The sequence below is a fragment of the Aliterella atlantica CENA595 genome (assembly GCF_000952155.1).
Taxonomy (GTDB): domain Bacteria; phylum Cyanobacteriota; class Cyanobacteriia; order Cyanobacteriales; family Chroococcidiopsidaceae; genus Aliterella; species Aliterella atlantica.
This window is the reverse complement of the sequence record NZ_JYON01000021.1, coordinates 24470-47348: the sequence shown is the minus strand read 5'-3', so window position 1 is coordinate 47348 and position 22879 is coordinate 24470. Positions and strand designations below refer to the sequence as shown.

General features: G+C 41.9%; 18 protein-coding genes and 1 tRNA gene. 11 read left to right on the top strand and 8 right to left on the bottom strand.

Going from position 1 to position 22879, the window contains the following annotated elements; all coding sequences use genetic code 11:
• Nucleotides 1-15 precede the first annotated feature (15 nt).
• Both UH38_RS17455 and UH38_RS17450 read left to right on the top strand, forming a co-directional pair.
• Entirely contained in the window at nt 16-1392 is a 1377-nt protein-coding gene (locus UH38_RS17455) for a cobyrinate a,c-diamide synthase (RefSeq protein WP_045055964.1), read from the top strand.
• A gap of 282 nt (nt 1393-1674) precedes the next feature.
• Nucleotides 1675-2685 (top strand): GGDEF domain-containing protein, encoded by a 1011-nt coding sequence (locus UH38_RS17450; protein WP_045055963.1) that lies wholly within the window; start codon nt 1675-1677, stop codon nt 2683-2685.
• Nucleotides 2686-2888: 203 nt separating this feature from the next.
• Here the strand turns inward: UH38_RS17450 and UH38_RS17445 are convergent, their stop codons facing one another.
• Both UH38_RS17445 and UH38_RS17440 read right to left on the bottom strand, forming a co-directional pair.
• Complete coding sequence (locus UH38_RS17445) at nt 2889-4946, bottom strand: serine/threonine-protein kinase (RefSeq protein WP_045055962.1); 2058 nt, start codon at nt 4944-4946, stop codon at nt 2889-2891.
• A 92-nt stretch (nt 4947-5038) separates the two neighbouring features.
• Nucleotides 5039-6604 carry a serine/threonine-protein kinase gene (locus tag UH38_RS17440; protein WP_045055961.1) on the bottom strand — a complete coding sequence of 522 codons (1566 nt, stop codon included), beginning with the start codon at nt 6602-6604 and terminating at the stop codon, nt 5039-5041.
• Between the two features lie 49 nt (nt 6605-6653).
• On the opposite strand from UH38_RS17440, the gene UH38_RS17435 reads away from it, so the two are divergent.
• Nucleotides 6654-8162 carry a phenylacetate--CoA ligase family protein gene (locus tag UH38_RS17435; protein WP_045055960.1) on the top strand — a complete coding sequence of 503 codons (1509 nt, stop codon included), beginning with the start codon at nt 6654-6656 and terminating at the stop codon, nt 8160-8162.
• Nucleotides 8163-8324: 162 nt separating this feature from the next.
• Nucleotides 8325-10136 carry an aspartate kinase gene (locus UH38_RS17430; protein ID WP_045055959.1) on the top strand — a complete coding sequence of 604 codons (1812 nt, stop codon included), beginning with the start codon at nt 8325-8327 and terminating at the stop codon, nt 10134-10136.
• A gap of 88 nt (nt 10137-10224) precedes the next feature.
• Here UH38_RS17430 and UH38_RS17425 read toward each other — a convergent pair whose 3' ends face one another.
• From UH38_RS17425 to UH38_RS17415, 3 genes are all read right to left on the bottom strand, one after another.
• On the bottom strand, nt 10225-10593 hold the full coding sequence (locus tag UH38_RS17425; protein WP_045055958.1) for a phage holin family protein: 369 nt from the start codon (nt 10591-10593) through the stop codon (nt 10225-10227).
• A 113-nt stretch (nt 10594-10706) separates the two neighbouring features.
• On the bottom strand, nt 10707-11297 hold the full coding sequence (locus UH38_RS17420) for an ExbD/TolR family protein (protein ID WP_045055957.1): 591 nt from the start codon (nt 11295-11297) through the stop codon (nt 10707-10709).
• 48 nt (nt 11298-11345) lie between these two features.
• A complete protein-coding gene (locus UH38_RS17415) occupies nt 11346-12269 on the bottom strand; it encodes a MotA/TolQ/ExbB proton channel family protein (protein WP_082065424.1) in 924 nt (307 codons plus the stop codon).
• Between the two features lie 220 nt (nt 12270-12489).
• Here UH38_RS17415 and UH38_RS17410 point away from each other — a divergent pair, with 220 nt between their 5' ends.
• Nucleotides 12490-12801, top strand: coding sequence for a YkvA family protein (locus UH38_RS17410; RefSeq protein ID WP_045055956.1), 312 nt, complete (start codon nt 12490-12492; stop codon nt 12799-12801).
• A 120-nt stretch (nt 12802-12921) separates the two neighbouring features.
• Here the strand turns inward: UH38_RS17410 and UH38_RS17405 are convergent.
• Nucleotides 12922-12994: transfer RNA gene (locus tag UH38_RS17405), tRNA-His, on the bottom strand.
• Nucleotides 12995-13161: 167 nt separating this feature from the next.
• Between UH38_RS17405 and UH38_RS26850 the strand changes: the two genes are divergently transcribed.
• The 5 genes from UH38_RS26850 (at nt 13162) to UH38_RS17380 (ending at nt 17294) form a co-directional block, all read left to right on the top strand.
• Nucleotides 13162-13335, top strand: a complete 174-nt coding sequence (locus UH38_RS26850; protein ID WP_160295985.1) for a hypothetical protein — start codon at nt 13162-13164, stop codon at nt 13333-13335.
• Nucleotides 13336-13512: 177 nt separating this feature from the next.
• Nucleotides 13513-13806, top strand: a complete 294-nt coding sequence (locus tag UH38_RS17395) for a hypothetical protein (protein ID WP_045055955.1) — start codon at nt 13513-13515, stop codon at nt 13804-13806.
• Between the two features lie 487 nt (nt 13807-14293).
• On the top strand, nt 14294-15505 hold the full coding sequence (locus UH38_RS17390) for a PAS domain-containing protein (RefSeq protein ID WP_045055954.1): 1212 nt from the start codon (nt 14294-14296) through the stop codon (nt 15503-15505).
• 46 nt (nt 15506-15551) lie between these two features.
• Nucleotides 15552-16430 (top strand): PhzF family phenazine biosynthesis protein, encoded by an 879-nt coding sequence (locus UH38_RS17385; protein WP_045055953.1) that lies wholly within the window; start codon nt 15552-15554, stop codon nt 16428-16430.
• 24 nt (nt 16431-16454) lie between these two features.
• Complete coding sequence (locus UH38_RS17380; RefSeq protein WP_045055952.1) at nt 16455-17294, top strand: M20/M25/M40 family metallo-hydrolase; 840 nt, start codon at nt 16455-16457, stop codon at nt 17292-17294.
• Nucleotides 17295-17389: 95 nt separating this feature from the next.
• Here UH38_RS17380 and UH38_RS17375 read toward each other — a convergent pair whose 3' ends face one another.
• Both UH38_RS17375 and UH38_RS17370 read right to left on the bottom strand, forming a co-directional pair.
• Nucleotides 17390-18298: a ribonuclease D gene (locus UH38_RS17375; protein WP_045055951.1), complete on the bottom strand. Its 909-nt coding sequence runs from the start codon at nt 18296-18298 to the stop codon at nt 17390-17392.
• Nucleotides 18299-18321: 23 nt separating this feature from the next.
• Nucleotides 18322-19218, bottom strand: a complete 897-nt coding sequence (locus tag UH38_RS17370) for a bestrophin family protein (RefSeq protein ID WP_045055950.1) — start codon at nt 19216-19218, stop codon at nt 18322-18324.
• A 68-nt stretch (nt 19219-19286) separates the two neighbouring features.
• Here UH38_RS17370 and UH38_RS17365 point away from each other — a divergent pair, with 68 nt between their 5' ends.
• Nucleotides 19287-22871 carry a hydantoinase B/oxoprolinase family protein gene (locus UH38_RS17365; protein WP_045055949.1) on the top strand — a complete coding sequence of 1195 codons (3585 nt, stop codon included), beginning with the start codon at nt 19287-19289 and terminating at the stop codon, nt 22869-22871.
• Nucleotides 22872-22879 lie beyond the last annotated feature (8 nt).

The window sequence follows — 22879 nt, the reverse complement described above, 5'->3', positions numbered from 1 at the left end:
CGATATCACTCTTGTATGGTAGTCATTGCCGGAGAACGTAGCGGGGTAGGCAAAACAACGGTAACGCTTGCCCTGCTTGCTTATTTGTGCCGCCAAAAGTTGCGGGTACAATCTTTTAAGGTGGGACCTGATTATATCGATCCCATGTTTCATCAATACGTTACTGGGCGCTCTTGTCGCAATTTAGACCCAGTGTTAACGTCAGAAGCTTATATTCAAGAATGTTTTACTCGGCATACTCAGCAAGTAGATGTGGCTGTAGTAGAAGGAGTAATGGGTTTATATGATGGCGCTAGTGCTACAGATTTTTTTGCTAGTACCGCTCATGTTGCTAGATTGTTAAATTTGCCAGTTTTATTAGTTATTGATTGCAGTCGCTTGTCTGGTTCGGTAGCAGCGATCGCTCACGGCTATAGATCCCTAGATCCGCGCCTGCAAGTGGCTGGAGTAGTGTTGAATAGAGTAGCAAGCGATCGCCACCTGCAACTACTGCAAGAGGCTCTAGAGCCGCTAAATTTGCCAATTCTGGGCGTTCTTAGGCGGCAAGATGATGTATATATTCGCGATCGTCATCTGGGTTTAATACCTGCAGCCGAACTTAGTCAATTAGATAGCGTCATAGATCGTTTGGCAACTTTGGGTGAGACTTGCTTCGATTGGGAAAAATTATTACCAATTCTAAAATCCCAATTTTCTATTGCAGGCGTGCAGACGTTGCGTGCAACGTCTCTACATTCCCCTACACGCATCGCTGTCGCCCGCGATCGCGCTTTTAATTTCTACTACCAGGACAATTTAGATATTTTGGTAGAACTAGGCGCAGAGTTGGTTTTTTGGAGTCCTTTGAGCGATGCTGCTTTGCCTGATGACGTGCAAGGCTTGTACTTTGGCGGTGGTTTTCCCGAAGTTTTCGCTCAAGAGTTAGCAGCAAATCATTTAGTTATTGCTGCTGTTAAACAGGCGATTGGTGTGGGAATGCCTACTTATGCAGAGTGTGGCGGCTTAATGTACTTGTGCCAGCAGATTGTAGATTTTGACGCGCAAGCTTGGCAAATGGTGGGAATTATCCCTGCTGATGCTGTTATGGGTGCGCGGTTAACTTTGGGATATCGTCAAGCAGAAGCTTTGCAAGATTCTCCCCTGTTAGCGAAGAATGCAGTAGTGTGGGGGCATGAATTCCATCGCTCTAGTTTATCTGTCCCATCTGTGCCGGAAAACTCCTTGTTTCCCCTATTTCAGGCACAAAACTACGATCGCCAATCTCCCTTAGTTACCGAAGGATGGCGATCGCCTACTCTCCATGCTTCTTATATTCACTTGCATTTTGGTAGCAATTTAGAACTGCCACAGCGTTTTCTGCATTACTGCCGCTCCTCTCAATTTTCTCAGTAATTTATTTACTGTAAGGTTTTCATGTTTTTTCGCTAACTTTCCTAAAGATATAGCGAGTTTTTCAGTTCGCTCTCCGAAATCTGTAATGCGTCGATTGTATTACTGGGTAGGGTTTGAGCAAAAAATCGCTGTTTAAATCGAGCGCGATCGCCTGCTGAACTTTAGCTGATTTTCGTTATAAATGTACTGTTAACCTTACATAGATAAACGCAAATCAGTGTAAAATTATTTACACAAAATTGTGGAATGAATTTCTACTTATAAGTAAAAAATAACTGAAAAATGAATAATTCAATTCTGGTTGTGGGCAGTAATGAATTTTACCAAGCACTCCCAGAGCAAATTCGTGATGGCAGAAGTTTTATTGTCGAGGTGGCTAATAACATCGATGAAGCATCTTCATGGGTAGAAATTCGTCCGCCGGATATTTTGCTAGTGCAAGCAAGCTTAGATGATAGTCAAGAATTTTGCTTGTGGCTCAAAGAACAAGTAACCTTAAGCTGGCTGTATTGCATTTTAATAGAAGATCGAGCCGAGAAAATTGCCCAAAATCGAGTTAGTAGCAGTTGGGAGTTAGCCGCCGCCGCCTTAGAAGAAAGTGCGGATGCTTATGTTTGGTTTGGGCTGTCAGCAGGTGATGAGGCGCAAAAGGATGGAACTCATCGCCTCATATTGGCGCATATCCAAGCAGGCGTTAGGAAAATCAAGAAATATCGAGAATTACTAGAAAAAAACAATCTGCTATCGGCGATCGCTCTTGCCGATCCATTAACAGAATTAAACAATCGTCGAGCTTTGGATTGGAATCTACCAGAGCGCATTGCGACAAGCCGCAACCACGACACACCGTTGAGTTTGATGATTTTGGATGTAGATCGATTTAAAGCAGTAAACGATACCTACGGGCATTTAGTAGGCGATCGCATTTTGCAGTTACTCAGTTCGCGGTTGAGACATAATCTGCGCTTTCAAGACACTCTATTTCGCTATGGCGGGGAAGAATTTGTAATTATTTTGAGCAACAGTGATTGTGAAGAAGCATTATTTGTTGCTAATCGGCTGTGCAGCATAATTAGAGAACAAACCTTTGCAATCAGTTCGACGCTGACAATTGATATGACAATTAGCATCGGGGCTAGTTGCTTGCAAAATTTGGATGACGATCGCGGAGTTAGCTTGCTCGATCGCGCCGATCGCTATTTGTTGCAAGCTAAAGCTGCTGGGCGCGATCGGGTTATGGGTTGCGAAGAAAGATACTGTCTGGAATCGAAAGCTGAATATATACCCGCTTAGTTGGTTGTAGAGGAAAATTAAACTTGTTGATAGAACTTTTGATTAGGAACGCAGATGCACGCAGATAAACGAGGCAGTGCGTTGGGGAGACAGCGCTGTGGGCGGGTTTCCCGACTTGAGGCGACTGTCGTCGGCTTTGCCGACTTGTAGCACCTGCCGTGCAGATGTAAATCCAAGCTAGTTGCACTGGTTAGACTTTTGGATTATGGGCTGGGAGATGTTTCTAGATCGGGGGATGGTGAAGTCGTTTCAGGCTCCGTTACTTCTGGGGTAGTATTCTCTACATTCAAAGCTAATTCATAGTTTTTAGTTGCAGATGCATTGGAGACGACTACTATTTCATAAAACCCATCTTCTTGTAGAGTCCCTGACCAAGTGCGACTTGTAGAATCTGCTAGTAAGACTTTACCTGTGGGCGAATATATGGAAATTAGTAGTTGAGGCTCTGCTTTGAGGTTAATTTCCGTCTTTTGCTGTTGCTGCAAGTGCGCTATATACACTTTGCCCTCTCCTGGAATGAGACTACCGCTAAGTTCTGTACCAGTAGTTCCAGGTGCAAAAGCAATCTGTTCGTAATTCTTTTTATTGGTAATCTCACTAGCTTTATCAACTACGATCGCATTCCAAATTTGCCCTATAGGTAGATTAATAAACTCTTTACCTCGCTGTTCGGGAAATAACTCAAAAAAGGCAGCATCAGCTAGATCGTACAAAGAGCGACTACCGACATAAACTTGACTAATTGCCGTTACAGAGCGATCGCGATCGGCTGCTGTATATTTACCTAATTTTTGCCGCCCTGTCTGGCTCAGTGTTTCTAGTTTACTTAATAAATCTTCCGCAAATTCGTACCACTGCGATCGCCCTTGGGCATCTTTTGGTTCGTTTGTGAGCTTGCGCCCTTGATATTGCGGGTATTTTGCCCAAAAAAGCTGATTCATGACACTAAAGTAAAAATCATCGTCAATGCCTAGATTTCTTCTTTGGTCAGTTATAGTTTGTGCTTGAGCTTGTTCTGCTGCTGATAGCTGCGGCGGTGGTGATGGTGATGGAGTAGGTGTAGTTGAGGGGCTAGCACTTGCTATAGGTGAAGGAGTTGTTTCTTCTATTACTGGCGGATTGGAGGCAGTTTGCAAGTATGCGCTTATTCCCCAAAAAGTTGCCCCACCTAAACCCAATAATATTAACGCGCCTAGTAAGATTTTTCCTAACGGAGATTTTTCTGGTTGGGGAGTGTCAATATTAACTGGTGGTTGATAGTGCATCACAGAAGCCCCTGTATATGCAGGAGCGGCAAAAGTAGCCTCATGAGCAGAAACATTTATAGCTTGCCAAACTTGACGTGCATTTTGGTAGCGATCGCTCATGTTTGGCTGCAACATTTTATTTAAGACTGTAGTTAAATTGGGGCTGACATTAACTTCTTTTTCCCATTGCCAAGATAACGTGCGATCGTCTATCAAAGCTTGGGGATGCTTGCCTGTCAGTAAAACTAATATAGTTACAGCTAAAGCATACAAGTCACTGTGAGGATATACTGCTCCCGTACGCATTTGCTCGTTGGGGGCGAAGCCTACTTTTCCTAATAGGGTTGGGGGTGCGGTTGCTTTACCTGCTTGGGCTTGTTCTAACTGCGATACTGTTGCGGCTACTTGTTTGACACCACCAAAATCGATCAATACTGGCAGCGAGTCTGAAGCGCGTAAAATTAAGTTATCTGGAGAAATATCGCGGTGAATTACGCCTAGTGAGTGGATGTATTCTAAAACAGGCAGAATATTTAGCAATAACTCCCTAACTTCAGTTTCGCTAAAACGTTGCGGTTGATGAGCCGCTAATACTGAGTAGTAATTTTGTCCTTCTACATAGTCTTGGACTAAAAATAAGTAGCCTTTGCCATCTACACTGACGCGGAATAGTTCGCGGAAACGAGGAATTTGCGGATGTTGCAGTTTGTAGAGAACTCCTGCTTCGCGGGCAAATAATTCTTCAGCTTTTTGCAATACGGCATTACTTTGTACTTGAGGTGCAAATTCCTTGAGAACGCACATTTCACTAAAGCGGTTGATATCTTCAGCTAAATAAGTACGTCCAAAACCACCTTGCCCTAGTTGCTTAATAATGCGATAGCGATCGCCTAAAATTAGTCCTGAATATATACCCTGTTGTTTGGCTGCTAGTGTGAGTTGTTCGCCGCACTGAAAGCAAAAGCGACTGTTAGAGGCGTTTTCATGTCCTTGAGAGCAATATATAGGATTCATGGGCATCAGGCAGGAGGTAGGGGGTGCAGGGGAGGGTACGAGCGCAATGCATTGCGCCCGTACTGCTTAAGAGTTCTTCAACACAGCGATCGCTAATTTCTCTTTTCTAGCTGACTGACTCGTTCGGCGGCTAGGGCATACCAAATTTGTTTGTAGGTTTTTTGGTTGAGTGCTTTGCCCTGTTGGCGGGGAAATAACTGATAAAACTGGCGATCGGTTTGCTCTATTATTTGCTTGCTTTCGACTTTTGCCTGCCAAATAGCGCGATCGCTGCTACTATATTTGCCTAGTTTGCTTCTTGCTGCGGGAGTTAGGTTTTTTTCTAGTTTATTGAGCAGATCGTTACCTATTTTGTACCAATCTGCTCTTAAATGCTCGTCCCCGCGATCGCGTTTGATGCTTCTGCCTTTCAATTCTGGATGCTGTTGGTAAAAAGCTTCATTGACTGCAAGGTTAAAAAATCTTGATGACACTTTTAGTGCTTGGCGACGACTTACCATCGCCTCAACTTGAGCATCGCTAACAGTAGCGCTAGGTAGTTTAACTGTTGGGATTGTCTGCAATAGCGAACTAAACCAGGGTAAAGCGTTCATCCCGATATATACAACCAACGCCGCACCGATAACTTTTGTCGCCGCGCCTCGCAACCAGCCTAATTTAATCGTAGGGAGGGCTATTTGCTGCTTTACTTGAGGCTGTTGCTGGTTAATTTCCCCGACAACATTAACTGTAGTTAGGCGAGAAATATTAGTTGGCGCTGATGGGATAATAGGCGATCGCAAATCGGCGAGTACCGCCTTTGCTGTTTGATAGCGATCGCTAGGTTTGTAAGCTAGCATCTTTTTCAATACTTTTTCTAGTTGATGGCTAACTCTAATTTCTTTACGCCACAACCAAACTCCTTTACGAGCGTCGTACAATTCTTCTGGGGGTTTATCTGTTAGCAATACTAGCGCCGTTACTGCTAAGGCGTACAAATCGCTGCTTGGCGATACTTCTCCCAAACGCATTTGTTCTTCTGGCGCGTAGCCTTGCTTGCCTAACCTAGTTATTACTTGCCCGCGTCCGTTGAGACTGCTAGTAACTAGCTGCTTGACACCGCCAAAATCAATCAAGACTGGTTCGCGATCGCTACTGCGTAAAATCAAGTTATCTGGAGAAATATCGCGGTGAATTGTTCCTTGAGCGTGAATATAATCTAAAACTGGTAATAATTGGCAAACTAGCGTAGTAACTTCGGCTTCGCTTAGGGGTTTAGGCAAATCGCTGTAAGTTTTACCTTCAATATAATCTTGCGCCAAAAACCAGCCGCTAATCATACCTAAGTCTACAGTAAAAAACTCGCGAAATCCTGGTAATTGGGGATGTTTTAAGCGATAAAGGGCGCTGGCTTCACGGGCGAATAAAGTTTTCGCTTTTTCTAACTGGCTAGGATTTTGCTCTTGGGGGGCAAATTGTTTCAGCACGCAACGCTCGTTAAAACGATGCAAGTCTTCTGCCAAATAAGTACGTCCAAAACCACCATGTCCAAGTTGTTGGACGATGCGATAACGGCTAGCAAGGATGTATCCTTTAGGCAGCCAGAGAACTTCGCCACAACTGGTACAAAAGCTGCTCCCGTTTTGATTTGCGTGGTTTTTGGTGCAATATAAAGGCATATACAGAAAAATAAGTTTAGGCAGCCCCGTAAAGTAATTTTAAAATGCTATGAGACAGGAACAGCGTCAAAAGTCGCTTCAGGCATTTCAAGACTTTTTAACTACACCCTTGGAGGCGCAACTAGAACAACAGCATACATCGCCCCAATCAAATGTTTTAGCTCTGTTTCATGATGTTGCCGCCAATGTACCAGCCTACAAGAGATTTTTAGCAGAAAATAACATTAATCCCAACTCCATCCAAACTTATGCAGATTTTCAAAAGTTACCACTAATTACTAAAGATAACTATTTGCGGCACAATACACTGCCAGAATTGTGTCGCGATGGAGAGCTAACTAAGTGTGACGCGATCGCTGTTTCTTCAGGTTCCACTGGTAAGCCGACATTTTGGGCGCGATTTATTACCGATGAGTTGCAAATAGCTACGCGCTTCGAGCAAATATTTCATGACAGCTTCTATGCCGATACTAAATCTACTTTAGCTGTAGTTTGTTTTACTTTAGGCACTTGGGTAGGTGGAATGTACACGACTAATTGCTGTCGTTACTTAGCTAGCAAAGGCTATCCACTAACTATTGTTACTCCTGGCAACAATCAAGCAGAAATATTTCGTGTAATTGCAGAAATTGGCAGTTTTTACGAGCAAGTTGTACTGCTTGGCTACCCACCATTTCTAAAAGATGTCATAGATAGCGGTATTCGTCAGGGTGTGGAGTGGCAAAAGTATCAAATAAAATTAGTCATGGCTGGAGAAGTATTTAGCGAAGAGTGGCGCAGTTTAGTTGGGGAAAGAGTTGGCGCAAAAAATCCTTGTTATGACTCTGCTTCGTTATACGGTACTGCTGATGCGGCAGTTTTAGGCAACGAGACACCTTTAAGCATTTGCATCCGCCGCTTTTTAGCAGATAATGCCGATGCAGCAGTTGAGTTATTTGGCGAATCGCGTTTGCCTACGCTCTTACAATACGATCCTTACAGTCGCTTTTTTGAAACTATTGACGGCACGCTACTTTTTTCAGGCAATAATGGCATTCCGTTAGTGCGCTACCATATTGCCGATACTGGGGGAATTATCGCTTACCAAGCGATGCTGGAATTTTTGGCTAAATGGGGATTTAACCCGCTAGAAATTCTACAAGGTAAACGAGGAGTGAGATCGCTACCTTTTGTTTATGTATTTGGACGTTCTAACTTTACCGTCTCCTACTTCGGCGCAAACATCTATCCTGAAAACGTCACAGTAGGCTTAGAACAAGGTGCAATTAAAGACTGGGTGACAGGTAAATTTGTCTTGCAGGTACGAGAAGATGCAGATAAAAACCGCTATTTAGCGATCGCGGTAGAATTAGCACCAACAGTAGAAGCAAGCCAGCAGAAGGTAGATGCGATCGCAAGTTCCATTCAATCCCAATTACTGCGTCTAAACAGCGAATTTGCCAACTACGTTCCCACCCAATATCAAACGCCCCAAATTACATTAAAACCCACAGGAGATCTGGAATATTTCCCCATCGGCGTAAAACACCGTTACACCCGAAACAATGTAGAGACGTAGCAGTGCTACGTCTGTCTCACCCATCCACGCCACAAATCCAGATTGTATTTCACCAAGTTATTTAGATTTAGATCGATAATATGGGATGAATATTTTTAGTATCCCTGCGCGAAGATGTAAAGCGATCGCAGCATCAAGGCAGATATTTAGTAGATAAAAGTTATGGCGCTTATAGTTCAAAAATACGGCGGTACTTCAGTAGGTTCAACAGAACGCATTTTAGCAGTAGCCAAACGCGCGATCGCCACAGTTAATGCTGGTAATTCATTAGTGGTAGTAGTCTCAGCAATGGGCAAAACTACTGATGGATTGGTGAAATTAGCCCAAGAAATATCTACCAACCCCAGCCGCCGCGAAATGGATATGCTGCTGTCTACTGGCGAACAAGTATCGATCGCTTTACTTGCTATGGCGCTGCAAGAATTAGGGCAACCAGCAGTATCGCTAACAGGCGCTCAAGTAGGGATCGTAACAGAAGCCGAACACAGCCGAGCGCGAATTTTGCACATCAAACCTGAAAGAATCGATCGCCATTTGCAAGATGGTAAGGTTGTTGTTGTTGCAGGTTTTCAGGGTATTAGCAATACCTCAGAGTTAGAAATTACAACTTTAGGGCGCGGCGGATCTGATACTTCAGCAGTTGCTTTAGCTGCGGCTTTAAAAGCTAGTTGTTGTGAAATTTATACGGATGTGCCAGGAATACTCACCACCGATCCGCGCCTAGTACCCGAAGCGCAATTGATGAGCGAAATTACCTGCGATGAAATGCTCGAACTTGCTAGCTTGGGGGCAAAAGTTTTGCATCCCCGCGCTGTAGAAATTGCCCGTAACTATGGCGTAGAGTTGGTAGTACGTTCTAGCTGGAGTGACGAACCTGGTACGCGGGTAGTGTCTCCCTCTGTACCAGAGCGAAGTTTGATAGATTTAGAAATAGCCCGTCCAGTAAGTGGGGTGGAATTAGATAGCGAACAAGCTAAACTTGCTTTATTGCGCGTACCCGATCGCCCAGGCGTAGCAGCTAGGTTATTTGGCGAAATTGCCAGGCAAAATTTGGATGTAGATTTAATTATTCAGTCAATTCATGAAGGCAATTCCAACGATATTGCATTTACTGTCAGTACGCCAATGCTCAAACGTGCTGAAGCAGTAGCAGCAGCGATCGCCCCTGTATTGCGTTCTAGTGATTCTGCCCCAGATGAGGCTGAAGTGATGGTACAGCCGCAAATAGCTAAAGTAAGTATAGCTGGGGCAGGCATGATCGGTCGTCCTGGTGTTGCCGCTCAAATGTTTGCTACTTTGTCTGCGGCGGGAATAAATATTCAAATGATTTCCACTTCTGAAGTCAAAGTTAGTTGCGCCATTGATGCAGTAGATGGCGATCGCGCGGTTGAGGCTTTGTGTGCAGCGTTTGAAGTTAGTAGGGGAGTAATGCCTAGCACTCGTACAGAGGCAGCAGAGGAGTTATTAACCCCCGTACGCGGTGTTGCCTTGGATCTCAATCAAGCAAGGCTAGCGATTCGCCAAGTACCCGATCGCCCAGGAACGGCAGCTAAGTTATTTGGGCTATTAGCAGAGCATAATATTAGCGTGGATAGTATTATTCAATCTCAGCGCTGCCGGATAATAGATGGCGTTCCCAAGCGCGATATTGCTTGTACTGTGGCGCAAATTGATGCTGAAGCGGCGCGAAATACCTTAGCACAAGCTAGCAGCGATTTTGGTTGGGGTGAAATAGTTGTCGATACTGCGATCGCCAAAGTTAGTATTGTCGGTGCGGGAATGCTAGGGCATCCAGGCGTGGCGGCGAAAATGTTTGCAGCCCTAGCCCAGCACAATATTAATATTCAAATGATTGCTACTTCAGAAATCAAAATTAGCTGCGTTGTACCGCAAGCAGATGGAGTTACGGCTTTAAAAGCAATTCACGCTGCTTTTGGACTTGCAGGCACAGGTAAAATTCAAGTACCTGCGTAATTTTTAATAAATGGATATATATGCGTGTAGGGGCGCAATGCATTGCGCCCCTACCTACCAATCGTCCTAATTAGGCAAGACGAATGCCTTAAGCTGCTACAAAGCCGTAGATCAAGTTACTGACAATAGACAAAGCCAAAGCGCCGATGATGGCACTCCAGACACCTTGACGCAGGCGAAAACCACTTACTAAAGCTGCTGCTATACCAAAAGCGATCGCAGCAATAATAAATGTAACTAATCCAGACAACAAACCAAAAGTTAACAAATTAGGGATAAAAAATAGTGTCTTCAAAATTGGGTTGACGATCGCAGCGACAATCCCCAATACTGCGGCTGAAGTATAAGCTTTTACTGGGCTATCAATTTCTACCCCTGTAGGTAGTTTAGTCACAATTAGCAAGCTAGAGGCGCTTACTAGCCATGCAATCAAAAGGTCTACAAAGTTAAAGTGCATAAATTTTAACTCCCTATCTAGTCCTAGGTTTAGTTTGTAAAAAATCTCTCTTCCTTACCTAGTAAACTAATTAGCAGCTTAAATATTCATCTGTAAATTGGCAGAACTTCGTCTCATCTTTGGGGAGACGCTGTAGGTTGATTGCTAGGCGCATTAGGAAATACAGGAATATTCGTTCTACTAGGAGTAGTTGGCGCTGGGGCAGCATTAGGCAAAGGGCTAGAATTAGGTGCGGGTAATGTGCCAGGATTAACAGGATTGCTAGCAGGTGGTACAACTGCGCCAGGAGTTTGTTCGGAAGCAGGTAAAGTAGATAAAGATACGCGATCGCCTCCTACTTGCCGCATTGTATCTAATACTTGCACCACATCTTCATAACTAGCTGTACGCGAGGCATTTAATACCATTGTCGCGGTAGGATTTGCCCGAAAGTAACTTTGTAAAGTCCCAGGTAAGCGATCTAAGTTGATTGGTTGCTGTTCTACATAAATTTGCCCGACTGGATCGATTGTGACAATCAAACGCTGTTGTGTTAAGGGCGTTGTGCTAGTAGTAGCTTTGGGCAAGTCTACATTAATTGCTTGTTGTCTAGTAAATTGCAAAGCTGCTAGCAAGAAGAATGTCAAGATACAAAAGATCACATCAATCAGCGGAATAATTTGAATCTGGACTTCCTCAATGGGCGAGTGCAAATTAATTTTCATGGCGGTTGGTTGTAAAAGACAAATGTGGGGAGCAAAACTGGCTACTGTTTAAAATCCAGAAGGATTGGAGTTATCGCGCCGATTGTCTGCATCTGGCGGTAAATTGTTTGTTTCCTCAATAGGAGAAATTATTTGGGTTGTGTCTTGAATTGTAGTCGGATTGTCAGTTGGCTGGGGGCGATCGCTTGATAAGTCGTCTGTGCTGATAATAATGCGATCGTGACTTTCGCCTACATTCGGTTGTACTGATTCTGGCTGAATTTGGGTAGTTGGTTCTACAATCGTTTTGGTTGGTTCGGCGGGCGCACTAGGTAGATTGCCTGCTAGCGGTGCAATGCGATCGGGAGGTATATTTTGCCAGTATTGACGATAAAGCAATTCTAAATCGCTGCCTGCTCTACGAAATACTTTTACTTGGTTGACGACAAACCCTTGAAATAAGCGGTAAAATACCAAACTGGCGATGGCGACAATTAGCCCTGTTGCCGTACTAATTAACGATTGTCCAATGCCTAAAGGTACGCCTGCGGCGGCTGAAGTGCCTAAATCTCCCAAACGAATTGAACTTAGAGATTGAATTAAGCCCAATACCGTACCTAATAAACCTAGTAATGGCGCTAAGGCAATTACTGCTTCTAGCACTTTTTCCCCTTGGCGCATCGAGGCTAATTCATCTTCTGCTGTTGCCTCCAAGGCAAGGCGAAATACTTCTGGATCTGGTCTTGACAGGCGCAAGGGGGCATAGAGAAACCTCCCGATGGGTTGGTTGGTTGCGCGTTTGGCAAGGTCGGTAGCAGACCCCCAATTGGCGCTAGCGGTATTCAATACGCGATCGACGATTTCTCTTTCTTGAGTTAGAATTCTTACCCAGAACCACAAGCGTTCAATAATTACGCTTAAAGCTAAAATCGATAAAGCCAGTAACGGCCACATCGCGGGTCCGCCAGTGCGAAAAATCTCTACTACATCCACGATTTTTTATTTCCTCCGTCCATTCCTCAGCCCCATATTTAAGCACAGTTATTTAAAACTCGCTTGAAGCACTTTAATTTTAGAGATTATCAGCTATCTTGCCAAAGATCCCCTTACTTCCCTGCAAATGTAGCAACCTCCGCACTAAGTTTGGGCGGTTATTTACACCCAGGCTGAATTAGAGATTTGTCACAATTAAAAGTAACTGGAGGTTGAACAAATGAACTTTTCAATTCAAGCGGTTTATACCTGGTATCGCAATCTGTTACGCAATCCTAAATATCGCTGGTGGGTGATTTTGGGTACAGCACTTTATTTCGTTAGCCCGATTGATATTGCTCCTGACTTTTTGCCTATTGTCGGACAGCTAGACGATGTGTTTTTATTGACACTGCTAGTTTCGGAAGTTTCCCAAATGGCAATTGAAGGCTTTAAAGCGCGTAAGGGCTACTCGGATAGTGCTGATGCTAGCAGTACCGATGCTACAACTACTGCAAAGACTGTTGATGTCGATGCTATGCCTATTAAGTAGTCAGTTGAAGATTTTGTTTATAAGCGATCGCATTTGCTGGATAGGAAAAGCGATCGCTATTAATTACTAATACCAAGTGCCGCCTGTAATCAAGATACAAGCGGCACTACTAAATATCAGGGCGAACGAGGGGACTTGAACCCCCGAATGGTGGAACCACAATCCACTGCCTTAACCACTTGGCTACGCCCGCCATCGCATTTGTTATGGTAGCATCTTTTGGTGCTGATGCGCTACTCAATCCCAAACTAATATATTTCTGTAATTTAAAAATTGTAAATAACTGTTACAAGTTATAATGTAAATAGATTTTGTAGCTATTCCTACAAGCGTGTCAAATTAACCAGTAGCAAATTTTATATGATTACTCAGCCTCAGCCTACAGTTCAGCCTAAGTTGCAGCAGCCTAAGTTTGGCTTCAACGAATATGCAGAGCGATTGAATGGTAGAGCCGCTATGATAGGCTTTGGTTTGATGCTAATTATTGAGTATTTTACCAATCAAGGTGTTTTAGGTTGGTTGGGGTTGAAGTAGCTGGGGCAGACGACGGATACAGTTACTTATGCTAATATTTTGCCAGAATACTAGCGTAACTGCGGTTTTAAGCAGTATCTAAAATTGAATGTGAATCTATATGTAATTAAGCGCTGTTTTTTGTGAGAAAACAATTGCTTTTACTAACCCTAATAAATTCAAACAATCAGATTTGCGATGAACGCTATATTACCAAGATTTTTAAGGTCAGCATACCGAAAAGAGCCTATACCAAGTTTTCTGATTACTATTGGTGCGGTTGATGCTCTAATTGGTGGTGTTGGCGATCGCTGGGTTTTATTTGGTTTTGGTATAACTACAGTAGCGATCGCTTTTGCTTTACGCTGGTGGTTGCTGCAACAAAATAAAGTTGAACCACTAGAGCCAGTTAGACAACAGCGATACTTACCTCCTTATTCTGCTGATATTTTACCCACATTAGCAGCTAATAAAAAGAATTCACGCCGTTAGATGTAGCATTTAGAACTGCGTCTAAGGGTTAAGTAAATGGTTTATCAGGTATCTCTGCACTCTTAGCTTCCCTAAACACTTAATTAACAAGTAATAATCTTGTCTCATACATTTAGCTTCATGCTGATATTTAGAGCGGGAGACGTTACGAGCTATACATATCTAAGTTACTTAATAAAATAGCAATTTCTACTCAATGAGCAGGTTTATCTCTGTCATAAGATGTAATCCGAAGTCTGCCTATTTGTTAAATTAGGAACAGTAAGGCTTAAACCAAATCAGTTATATTTCGCAATATAACTATCGTCAATTGGCTCCGAGCGGGCAAAAATTGAAATTGGAATTACTTAACAAGCACTTATGTATAAAACTTTGCGGCAAAACAAAAAAATTTTTGCCAATAAATAATGTAAAATTTTTGTAAGTAACAACTTTAATACTACAATTAGTAATTTTTAAAACTTTAAGTAAATTTTTGAGGTGAAATTTGAATTTAAATTCTTTTGTTAAACAGGTAGAAAGCGTACATTTACGCTTAGATGAACTGTACAAAGATGCAAGCGTTTCATCTGAAACAATGTCAGCAGATTTGTTGCCTATAGCATTCAAAGAACTAGGGGTAGTCTCGGAAGAATTGCAGGTTGCTATAGAAGAATTGCAAAGACAAAATGAGGACTTGCAAATATCACAAGCATTACTAACAGCACAAAGCTTACGATACCAGGAACTATTTGAATCTGCACCTGAAAGTTACCTATTAACTGATGGTGAAGGCAAAATCCAAGAAGCTAATAAGTTAGTTGCTACATTACTAAATGTCTCCCAACGTTTTTTGATTGGCAAGCCTTTGAGTGTTTTTGTTGCCGAAGAGGATATGAAAACATTTTATAGCAAACTCAATCAACTATGCAGTAGCGAACAAGTTCAGCAAAAGTGGAATTTACAAATTGCACCTCGCAATCTCAAGCCTTTTGAGGCGACGCTAACTGTAGCAAAAGTTAAAGATTGGCAAGGTAATACATCTAATCTTCGCATCCTCATAAGCAATAACAATCAAAATAGTGGTGAATCGCGTTTAGAATCAACAGAGTCAATTAATTTAGAGCGTAATAGTTCTCGTACTCAACAATCTTCCAAACAAACCTTTCTCAAAGGTGAAATTATCCCAGTTAAACCCCAAATAATTTGGCAAGTTTGCAAAGGTGTAGTTAAATTATCTACTGTATGTGAAAATGGCGAAGAAGTATTAGTAGGTTTGGTAAGTTCAGATATGCTTTTCGGTGCAGATTTGACATCGCTACCAACTTACCAAGCTACAGCTTTGTCAGAAGTGCAATTAGTATCTATTTCACCTGCAGAGATAGCAAATTCTCCCGATATTGCTCAGGTAGTTTTTACTCAAGTTAGCCAACGTTTGCGACAAACAGAGGCTCTTTTAGCGATATCAGGACAAAGAAGAGTAAAAGATCGCTTTTATCAGCTATTATCTTTGTTAAAGCAGGAAATTGGGCAAACAGTAGAGCTAGGAACGCGTTTGAGCGTTCGTTTTACTCACCAAGATTTTGCTGATTCTTGTTCTACTACTAGAGTGACAATTACTAGGTTGATGGGAAAATTGCAGGATAAAGGTGCAATTAAAGTTGATACGAAAAACCACATTATCATCATCCATCAAAAGTTTGAAGAAGCTTGTAAATGAAACATTGTTTAGCTAGGGGTGCAATGATATTGCACCCGTATAAAAAATGCAGTTTTATATTGTTGATGTATTTGCGCAAGCGAAATATAACGGTAATCAATTAGCAGTAGTTACCAACGCCAACACGCTTGCTGACGAACAAATGCAGCGCATTGCTAGAGAAATAAACTATTCAGAAACAACTTTTATTGTTTCTAATGAGATTCGTGAAAATGGCTACGACGTGCGGATATTTACACCAGCACAAGAAATTCCATTTGCTGGTCATCCCACATTAGGAACGGCGTATATAATTCAAAAAGCTATTATCAGTCAACCTGTAGAAACTATTAATTTAAATCTGAAGGTTGGACAAATACCTGTGAATTTGCATTATTACAACGGTGATGTAGAACTGTTGTGGATGCAGCAAAAAGCTCCTACATTTCACAAAAAGTTAGCAGCAGATGCGATCGCTCCCATACTAAACTTAAATCTAGAGGATATAGATACTAATTTCCCTATTCAAGAAGTATCTACAGGTTTACCGTTTATTATTGTACCTTTGAAAAAGTTGGCAGCAGTAAAGCAAATTAAGGTCAATAAAGAACTATATTTTAATTTAGTAAATACGACAGAGGCAAAATCAATTTTAGTATTCTGCCCAGAAACTTATAAGCTAGAAAATAACTTGAACGTGCGTGTATTTTGCGACTATTTGGGAGTACCAGAAGATCCAGCGACAGGGAGTGCAAATGGCTGTTTAGCTGGGTATTTAGTAGAGTATAGCTATTTTGGTACGGATACAATTGATATTTGCGTAGAACAAGGTTATGAAATTGGTAGAGATTCACTTTTACTACTAAAAGCACAGAAAAAAGATTCAGAAATTCAGGTTTTTGTCGGTGGTAAAGTGATAATGGTAGCTAAGGGTGAATTTGTTTAACTATCTACTAAATAAAAACTTACCTTGGATCTTAAAGAACTTTTATACAATCATCTCACTCAATTGGTACGCGATCGCGATCCTTATTTCGCTACCGCTGGACATTTTTTCGTACAGCAGTATATCTACCAGCAATTGCAACAGTGGGGAAATGTAGAAACTCATGAGTTTCTTGTCGGTGGGAAGCCACACCAGAATTTAATTTTGCATTTACCAGCCGCTAGTAGCAGCCAGAAGCCACCTATTTTGATTGGCGCACACTATGACGCTGTACCAGGAACTCCTGGCGCTGACGACAACGCTACAGGGGTTGCAGCTTTATTAGAGTTAGCGAGAATATTTGCAACTGAACCGATTAAGCATCCACTCCAGTTAGTTGCTTTTGATATGGAGGAATACGGATTAGAAGGAAGTAGCGCGTATGCAGCTAAATTGCACCAACAACAGCAACCGCTACGATTGATGATTTCGTTAGAGATGTTGGGATATTGCGATGCTACTCCTGGTTCGCAACGCTATCCATCACCTTTAGAGAAAATTTACCCAAATACAGGCGATTTTATTGCTTTAATTGGTAATTTACCGACAATTCCTGACTTACGCTGCCTCAGCAGAATAATGCGTAAAAATGGTACAGCTTGTCAATGGCTACCCGCACCCAATCGCGGTTTAATTGTACCGCAGACGCGCTGGAGCGATCATTCGCCATTTTGGGATCGCGGTTATCGGGCGATAATGGTAACGGATACAGCTATGCTTCGCAATCCTCATTATCACAAACAAAGCGATCGCATTGAAACTCTAGATTTAGATTTTATGACTGGCGTTTGCGATAGTTTGGCTAAAGCAATTCGATTACTTTAGGAAGTCAAAAGTTAAAAGTCAAAACAATGATATTTAGTTTAGAACACTTTTAAATACTAGATAGCATCTTGAATTTGACAATAGTTGATATATGATTACTCTTCAACTTCTTCTTGCTTGACTGTCAATCGCCAACTATTAGTTACTTCTTCTTGTACTGGTAGTTGCTCTAATATTTCTGCTAAATCTTTTTGCAGCTTTTGCGTTAAAGTTATAGGTAAATCTAGCTGAATACTATTTGCTTGTATTACTTCTGCTAGCTGGTTAAATGCTACTTTCAAGGTTGTTCGGCTTACAGAAGACAATTTAATCTCAGAAGTTTCGACTATATTTTGAGCTTGCATAGCTGCTTTTATTCTAGCTTCAACATGACTAAGTTCTGACTCAACTATTTGCAGTTGTTGCTTTAATTTTAAATAATGTTCAGTTAGCAGTGTTATGTCTTCATCAACTGGATTAGGATTAGTAGATGCTTGCAGGTGTAATAGTTTTTGATGCACCATATACAAGTAAACTGGATCTAATTTGGCATAATTTAGCTGATTTTCATTTAAAGGTCTTTGTCCCCAATCACTAGCTTGCTGAGTTTTATCTACTTTGGCAATATTACATAACGACTCTGCTAAAGTTTTCAAAGATAAGTTGGGTAGTGGTAGTAAATAATAAGGAATCTTCTTCGCCATTTCTAGCGTGCAAGTAACATTCTTAGCTTTAGTTTTTCCTAAAAACTTGAGATCGTATTTAGCATTGTGAAATACTTTCTCAATCGCTGGGTTGAGCATAATACTCTCGATAAAAATATCTACAACTTCTGGCTGATGCAGTACATCCAAAATTACTACATTTGTTTCTGGTTGTTCGCCAGTATCTAAAACTTGAATTAACGATAACTTGGGATTACGAGTAGTAAAATCAGCTACTTCAGTATCCAGCCATAATATAGGCGATCGCGTGTATTTTTCGATTAAAGATATGATATAATTGCTGTCTGCAAAATAACGCATTACATATAAATATCTAAATTAGCTCAATTATAATTACTAACACTAGGAGTCAGGCTAGTTAAATCCTCAATATTCAGCAGCATTGTATTACAAATAGCATCTAGAGGTAGATCGTTAGAATCGTAGCCAAAAGGATTTTCAATTTGAATGCCGATTTCTTCGATACCTAATAGTGTAAAACTTACTAAAGCTACAATTGCACCAGTCCACCAACCTAAATTATCTACCAATTGAAAAGGCAATAATAAACAGTAAATTAGCAGCAATTGTTTTAAATGAATTGCATAAGCTAAAGGCATAGGTGTTTTCAATATTCGTTCGCAACCACCTAAGTCATTAACCATTTTAGTTAATAATTCTTGCATCGCAGTTAGTTGGAAAATATGCAAGCGATCGCATTTATATTGATATTGCAAATAATCGCCGATCCAAAAAGCAATTTCTAAAGGTGGATTGTTCATTGTCTTCAAAGTCAAGTATTTATAGGAAGACATCAATTCTTCTAGTTCGGTATTTACACTTTCTCCTCTTAGGTGCAATTTAGTAGCTACAGCAAAAGCAACTAATAAGCGCATATTAATAATTTTATTAGCTCGATCTTTAGGTTCGCACTCTTCAACAGTTAGCCATATTTGTCTAGCTAGGTTGCGAACATTATTGACTAAACTTCCCCAACATTTACGCCCTTCCCAAAAGCGATCGTATGCCGTATTAGTTCTAAATACTAATAATAAGCCCAAAACTATACTAGGAATTACATTTTCTAAGATAGGTTGAAAAACTGGAAATCTAAAATAATGCAAAAGCGAAATAAAAACGCCGAATAAGCCACAGTACAAGACGCGATTGAAAATAGCCGGAAATACAGAAGCTTTATACTGAAAAGCCAATCGAAACCAGTGGAATTTTTCCCGATGCATGAGTTAAGGCACAGCAGAATCTAGCTAACATAAGAAACTAGCACAACTTACGCCCAAAGACTTAGCTTATGGCTGCTGATACTCGCTGGCAATTTTGGATCGATAGAGGCGGTACGTTTACAGATATTGTGGCGCAGCGTCCTGACGGGCAGTTAATAATTCATAAGCTGCTGTCTGAAAATCCCGATCGCTATACGGATGCACCGATCCAGGGAATCCGCGAAATTCTGGGTATTCCAGCTAATGCACCGATTCCCACAGAGCAAATTTCTGTAGTCAAGATGGGAACTACAGTAGCTACAAATGCTTTGCTAGAGCGAAAAGGCGATCGCACTTTACTAATTATCACTAAAGGCTTCGGCGATGCGCTGCAAATTGGCTATCAAAATCGCCCTAATATCTTCGCCAGGCAGATTGTTTTGCCCCAAATGCTATACGAGCGGGTAATTGAGGTAGAAGAACGCTACAGCGCCCAGGGACAGGTGTTAGTAGAGTTAAATACCCAGGAGTTAATTCCCCAACTGCAAGCTGCGTACGACGATGGGATACGTGCTTGCGCGATCGTTTTGATGCATGGCTATCGCTATCCAGCGCACGAGCAGGAGATATCCACCATAGCACTTGACATTGGTTTTACCCAAGTCTCAGTATCGCACAAAGTTAGCCCTTTGATGAAGTTAGTTAGTCGGGGATATACTACGGTAGTTGATGCTTACTTATCCCCAATTTTGCGTCGTTATGTAGAGCAGGTATCCGGTCAAATTAGCGGTGTATCCTTGCAATTTATGCAGTCTAATGGCGGGCTAGTTGATGCTGACAAGTTTCAAGGCAAAGATAGTATTTTGTCTGGTCCTGCTGGCGGGATTGTTGGGGCTGTGCAAACAAGTTTAAAGGCTGGGTTTGAGCGGATTATTAGTTTTGATATGGGCGGAACTTCAACAGATGTTGCTCATTATCATGGCGAATACGAACGCACTTTTGAAACCGAAGTTGCTGGGGTAAGAATGCGATCGCCAATGATGGATATTCATACTGTCGCGGCTGGCGGAGGCTCGATTTTACACTTTGGCGGTGCGCGTTATCGCGTAGGTCCTGAGTCGGCAGGAGCAAATCCTGGTCCCGCTGCTTATGATAAGGGTGGTCCGCTGACGGTAACTGATTGCAATGTGATGGTGGGTAAGTTGCAGCCTGAGTTTTTTCCGCGCGTGTTTGGGGTAAATGGCGATTTGCCTTTGAATGTGGAGGTTGTAAGGCGCAAGTTTGCGGCTTTGGTAGCGGAAATTGGCGATAATCGTACGCCGGAACAGGTAGCTAGTGGGTTTTTAGCAATTGCCGTAGAGAAGATGGCTAGTGCAATTAAGAGGATTTCTTTGCAGCGCGGCTACAATGTGTCAGATTATACGCTTTGTTGTTTTGGTGGAGCGGGAGGGCAACACGCTTGTGCGATCGCTGATGCTTTGGGGATGAAACGAGTGTTTGTTCATCCTTATGCTGGGGTGTTGTCAGCTTATGGAATGGGATTGGCTGATGTCAGGATGGTGCGAGAACGGGCTGTAGAAGCGAAGCTAGGCGAGGTGAATTTAAATAGGGTATTTGAGGAGGAAACAAGTCGTGCAGGCGCGCAGGAAGGCGGACTAAGGGGGATCTTCCGTAGGGTGCATTTGCGCTATGAGGGAACTGATTCAACTTTGGTAGTTGGCTTTGATGGAGAGCAGGCGATGCGACAGGCTTTCGCAACGTTACATCGTCGGCGTTATGGGTTTGTGTCAGATAAGGCGTTGATTGTAGAAGCGATTGAGGTTGAGGTAGTAGATAAGCAAGCTGAGGTTGACGAGCAAGCAGTTGTCGCAGCTAGAGGGGGGGATTTGGCTGAAGTCGCTTGCGTGCAATGTTTTATGGCTGATGCTTGGCGGGATACTCCAGTTTACAGGCGGGAGGATTTGGTAGCAGGCGATCGCATTTTTGGTCCAGCTATTGTTGTGGATGATACGGGAACTAATGTAGTTGAAATTAATTGGCAAGCAGAAATTGGCGATCGCAATGAGCTAATTTTGCAGCGGCGAGAGTCTGAGGGCTTTAACTCAAACCTCAAACCTCAAACCTCAAAAATACTCTCCCCCGATCCGGTATTGTTGGAAATATTTAATAATTTGTTTGGGGCGATCGCCGAGCAAATGGGTGTTACGCTACAAAATACCAGTTCTTCTGTAAATATTAAAGAACGACTAGATTTTTCTTGTGCGATTTTTGACTCTGAAGGGCTGTTGGTAGCTAATGCTCCTCATATTCCAGTGCATTTAGGTTCGATGAGTGAAAGTGTTCGTGCTTTGATTGCTGCTAAGGGTAATACTATTAAGTTTGGAGATGTTTTTGTTTCTAATAATCCCTATAATGGCGGTACTCATTTGCCGGATATTACTGTTATTACTCCAGTATTTAAGGATAATACAGCTTCAGAAATCTTGTTTTATGTAGCTTCGCGCGGTCATCATGCAGACATTGGTGGTATTGCGCCTGGTTCTATGCCTCCTAATAGTAAATCGGTAGAGGAAGAAGGTGTATTAATTGATAATTTGTTATTGGTAGATAGAGGAATTTTTCAAGAAAAAACAATATTGAAAATTTTTACAAACAACTTGTATCCTGCTCGCAATCCTCAACAAAACATAGCCGATTTAAAAGCTCAAATTGCTGCAAATGAACGTGGCGTACAAGAACTTTATAAGATGGTGACACAGTATGGGATTAATACTGTAAAGTTTTATATGGGTTTCGTTCAAGATAATGCTGAAGAATCTGTACGACGAGCAATTGATATTTTGAAGGATGGCAAATATAGTTATGAGCTTGATAATGGTAGTAGAATTGAGGTAGCAATTACTATTGATAAATATACTCGAAGTGCTAAGATTGACTTTACAGGTACTTCGCCTCAACTAGATAGCAACTTTAATGCACCATCGGCTATTTGTAAAGCTGCAGTTTTATATGTATTCCGTACTTTGGTAGATGATGCAATTCCACTTAATGCTGGTTGTCTCAAACCTTTGGAAATTATTATTCCTGAAGGCTGTATGTTAAATCCTCATTATCCTGCTGCAGTTGTAGCAGGGAATGTAGAAACTTCTCAGGCGATTACTGATACTTTATATGGTGCTTTGGGAATAATGTCAGCTTCTCAAGGAACGATGAATAATTTTACTTTTGGTAATGACAAGTATCAATATTACGAAACTATTTGTGGTGGTTCTGGTGCTGGTGCAAATTTTGCTGGTACAGATGCAGTGCAAACTCATATGACAAATTCCAGGCTTACAGATCCAGAAGTATTAGAATGGCGTTTTCCAGTGGTATTAGAAAGTTTTGCCATTCGCCTTCACAGTGGTGGTAAGGGATATAAATATGGGGGTAATGGTACTATTCGCCGCTTGCGTTTTCAAGAGCAAATGACAGCAGGAATATTGTCAAATCGCCGGGTTGTTCCTCCCTTTGGCTTACAAGGTGGTGAAGCTGGTGCGGTAGGCAAAAATTATGTGGAAAGAAGTAATGGAACTGTAGAAAAGTTGAATAGTACAGCTACAGTAGAAATGGGTAATGGTGATGTATTTGTAATAAAAACTCCAGGTGGTGGAGGATACGGTACTTCAATTTAATGGTTTGT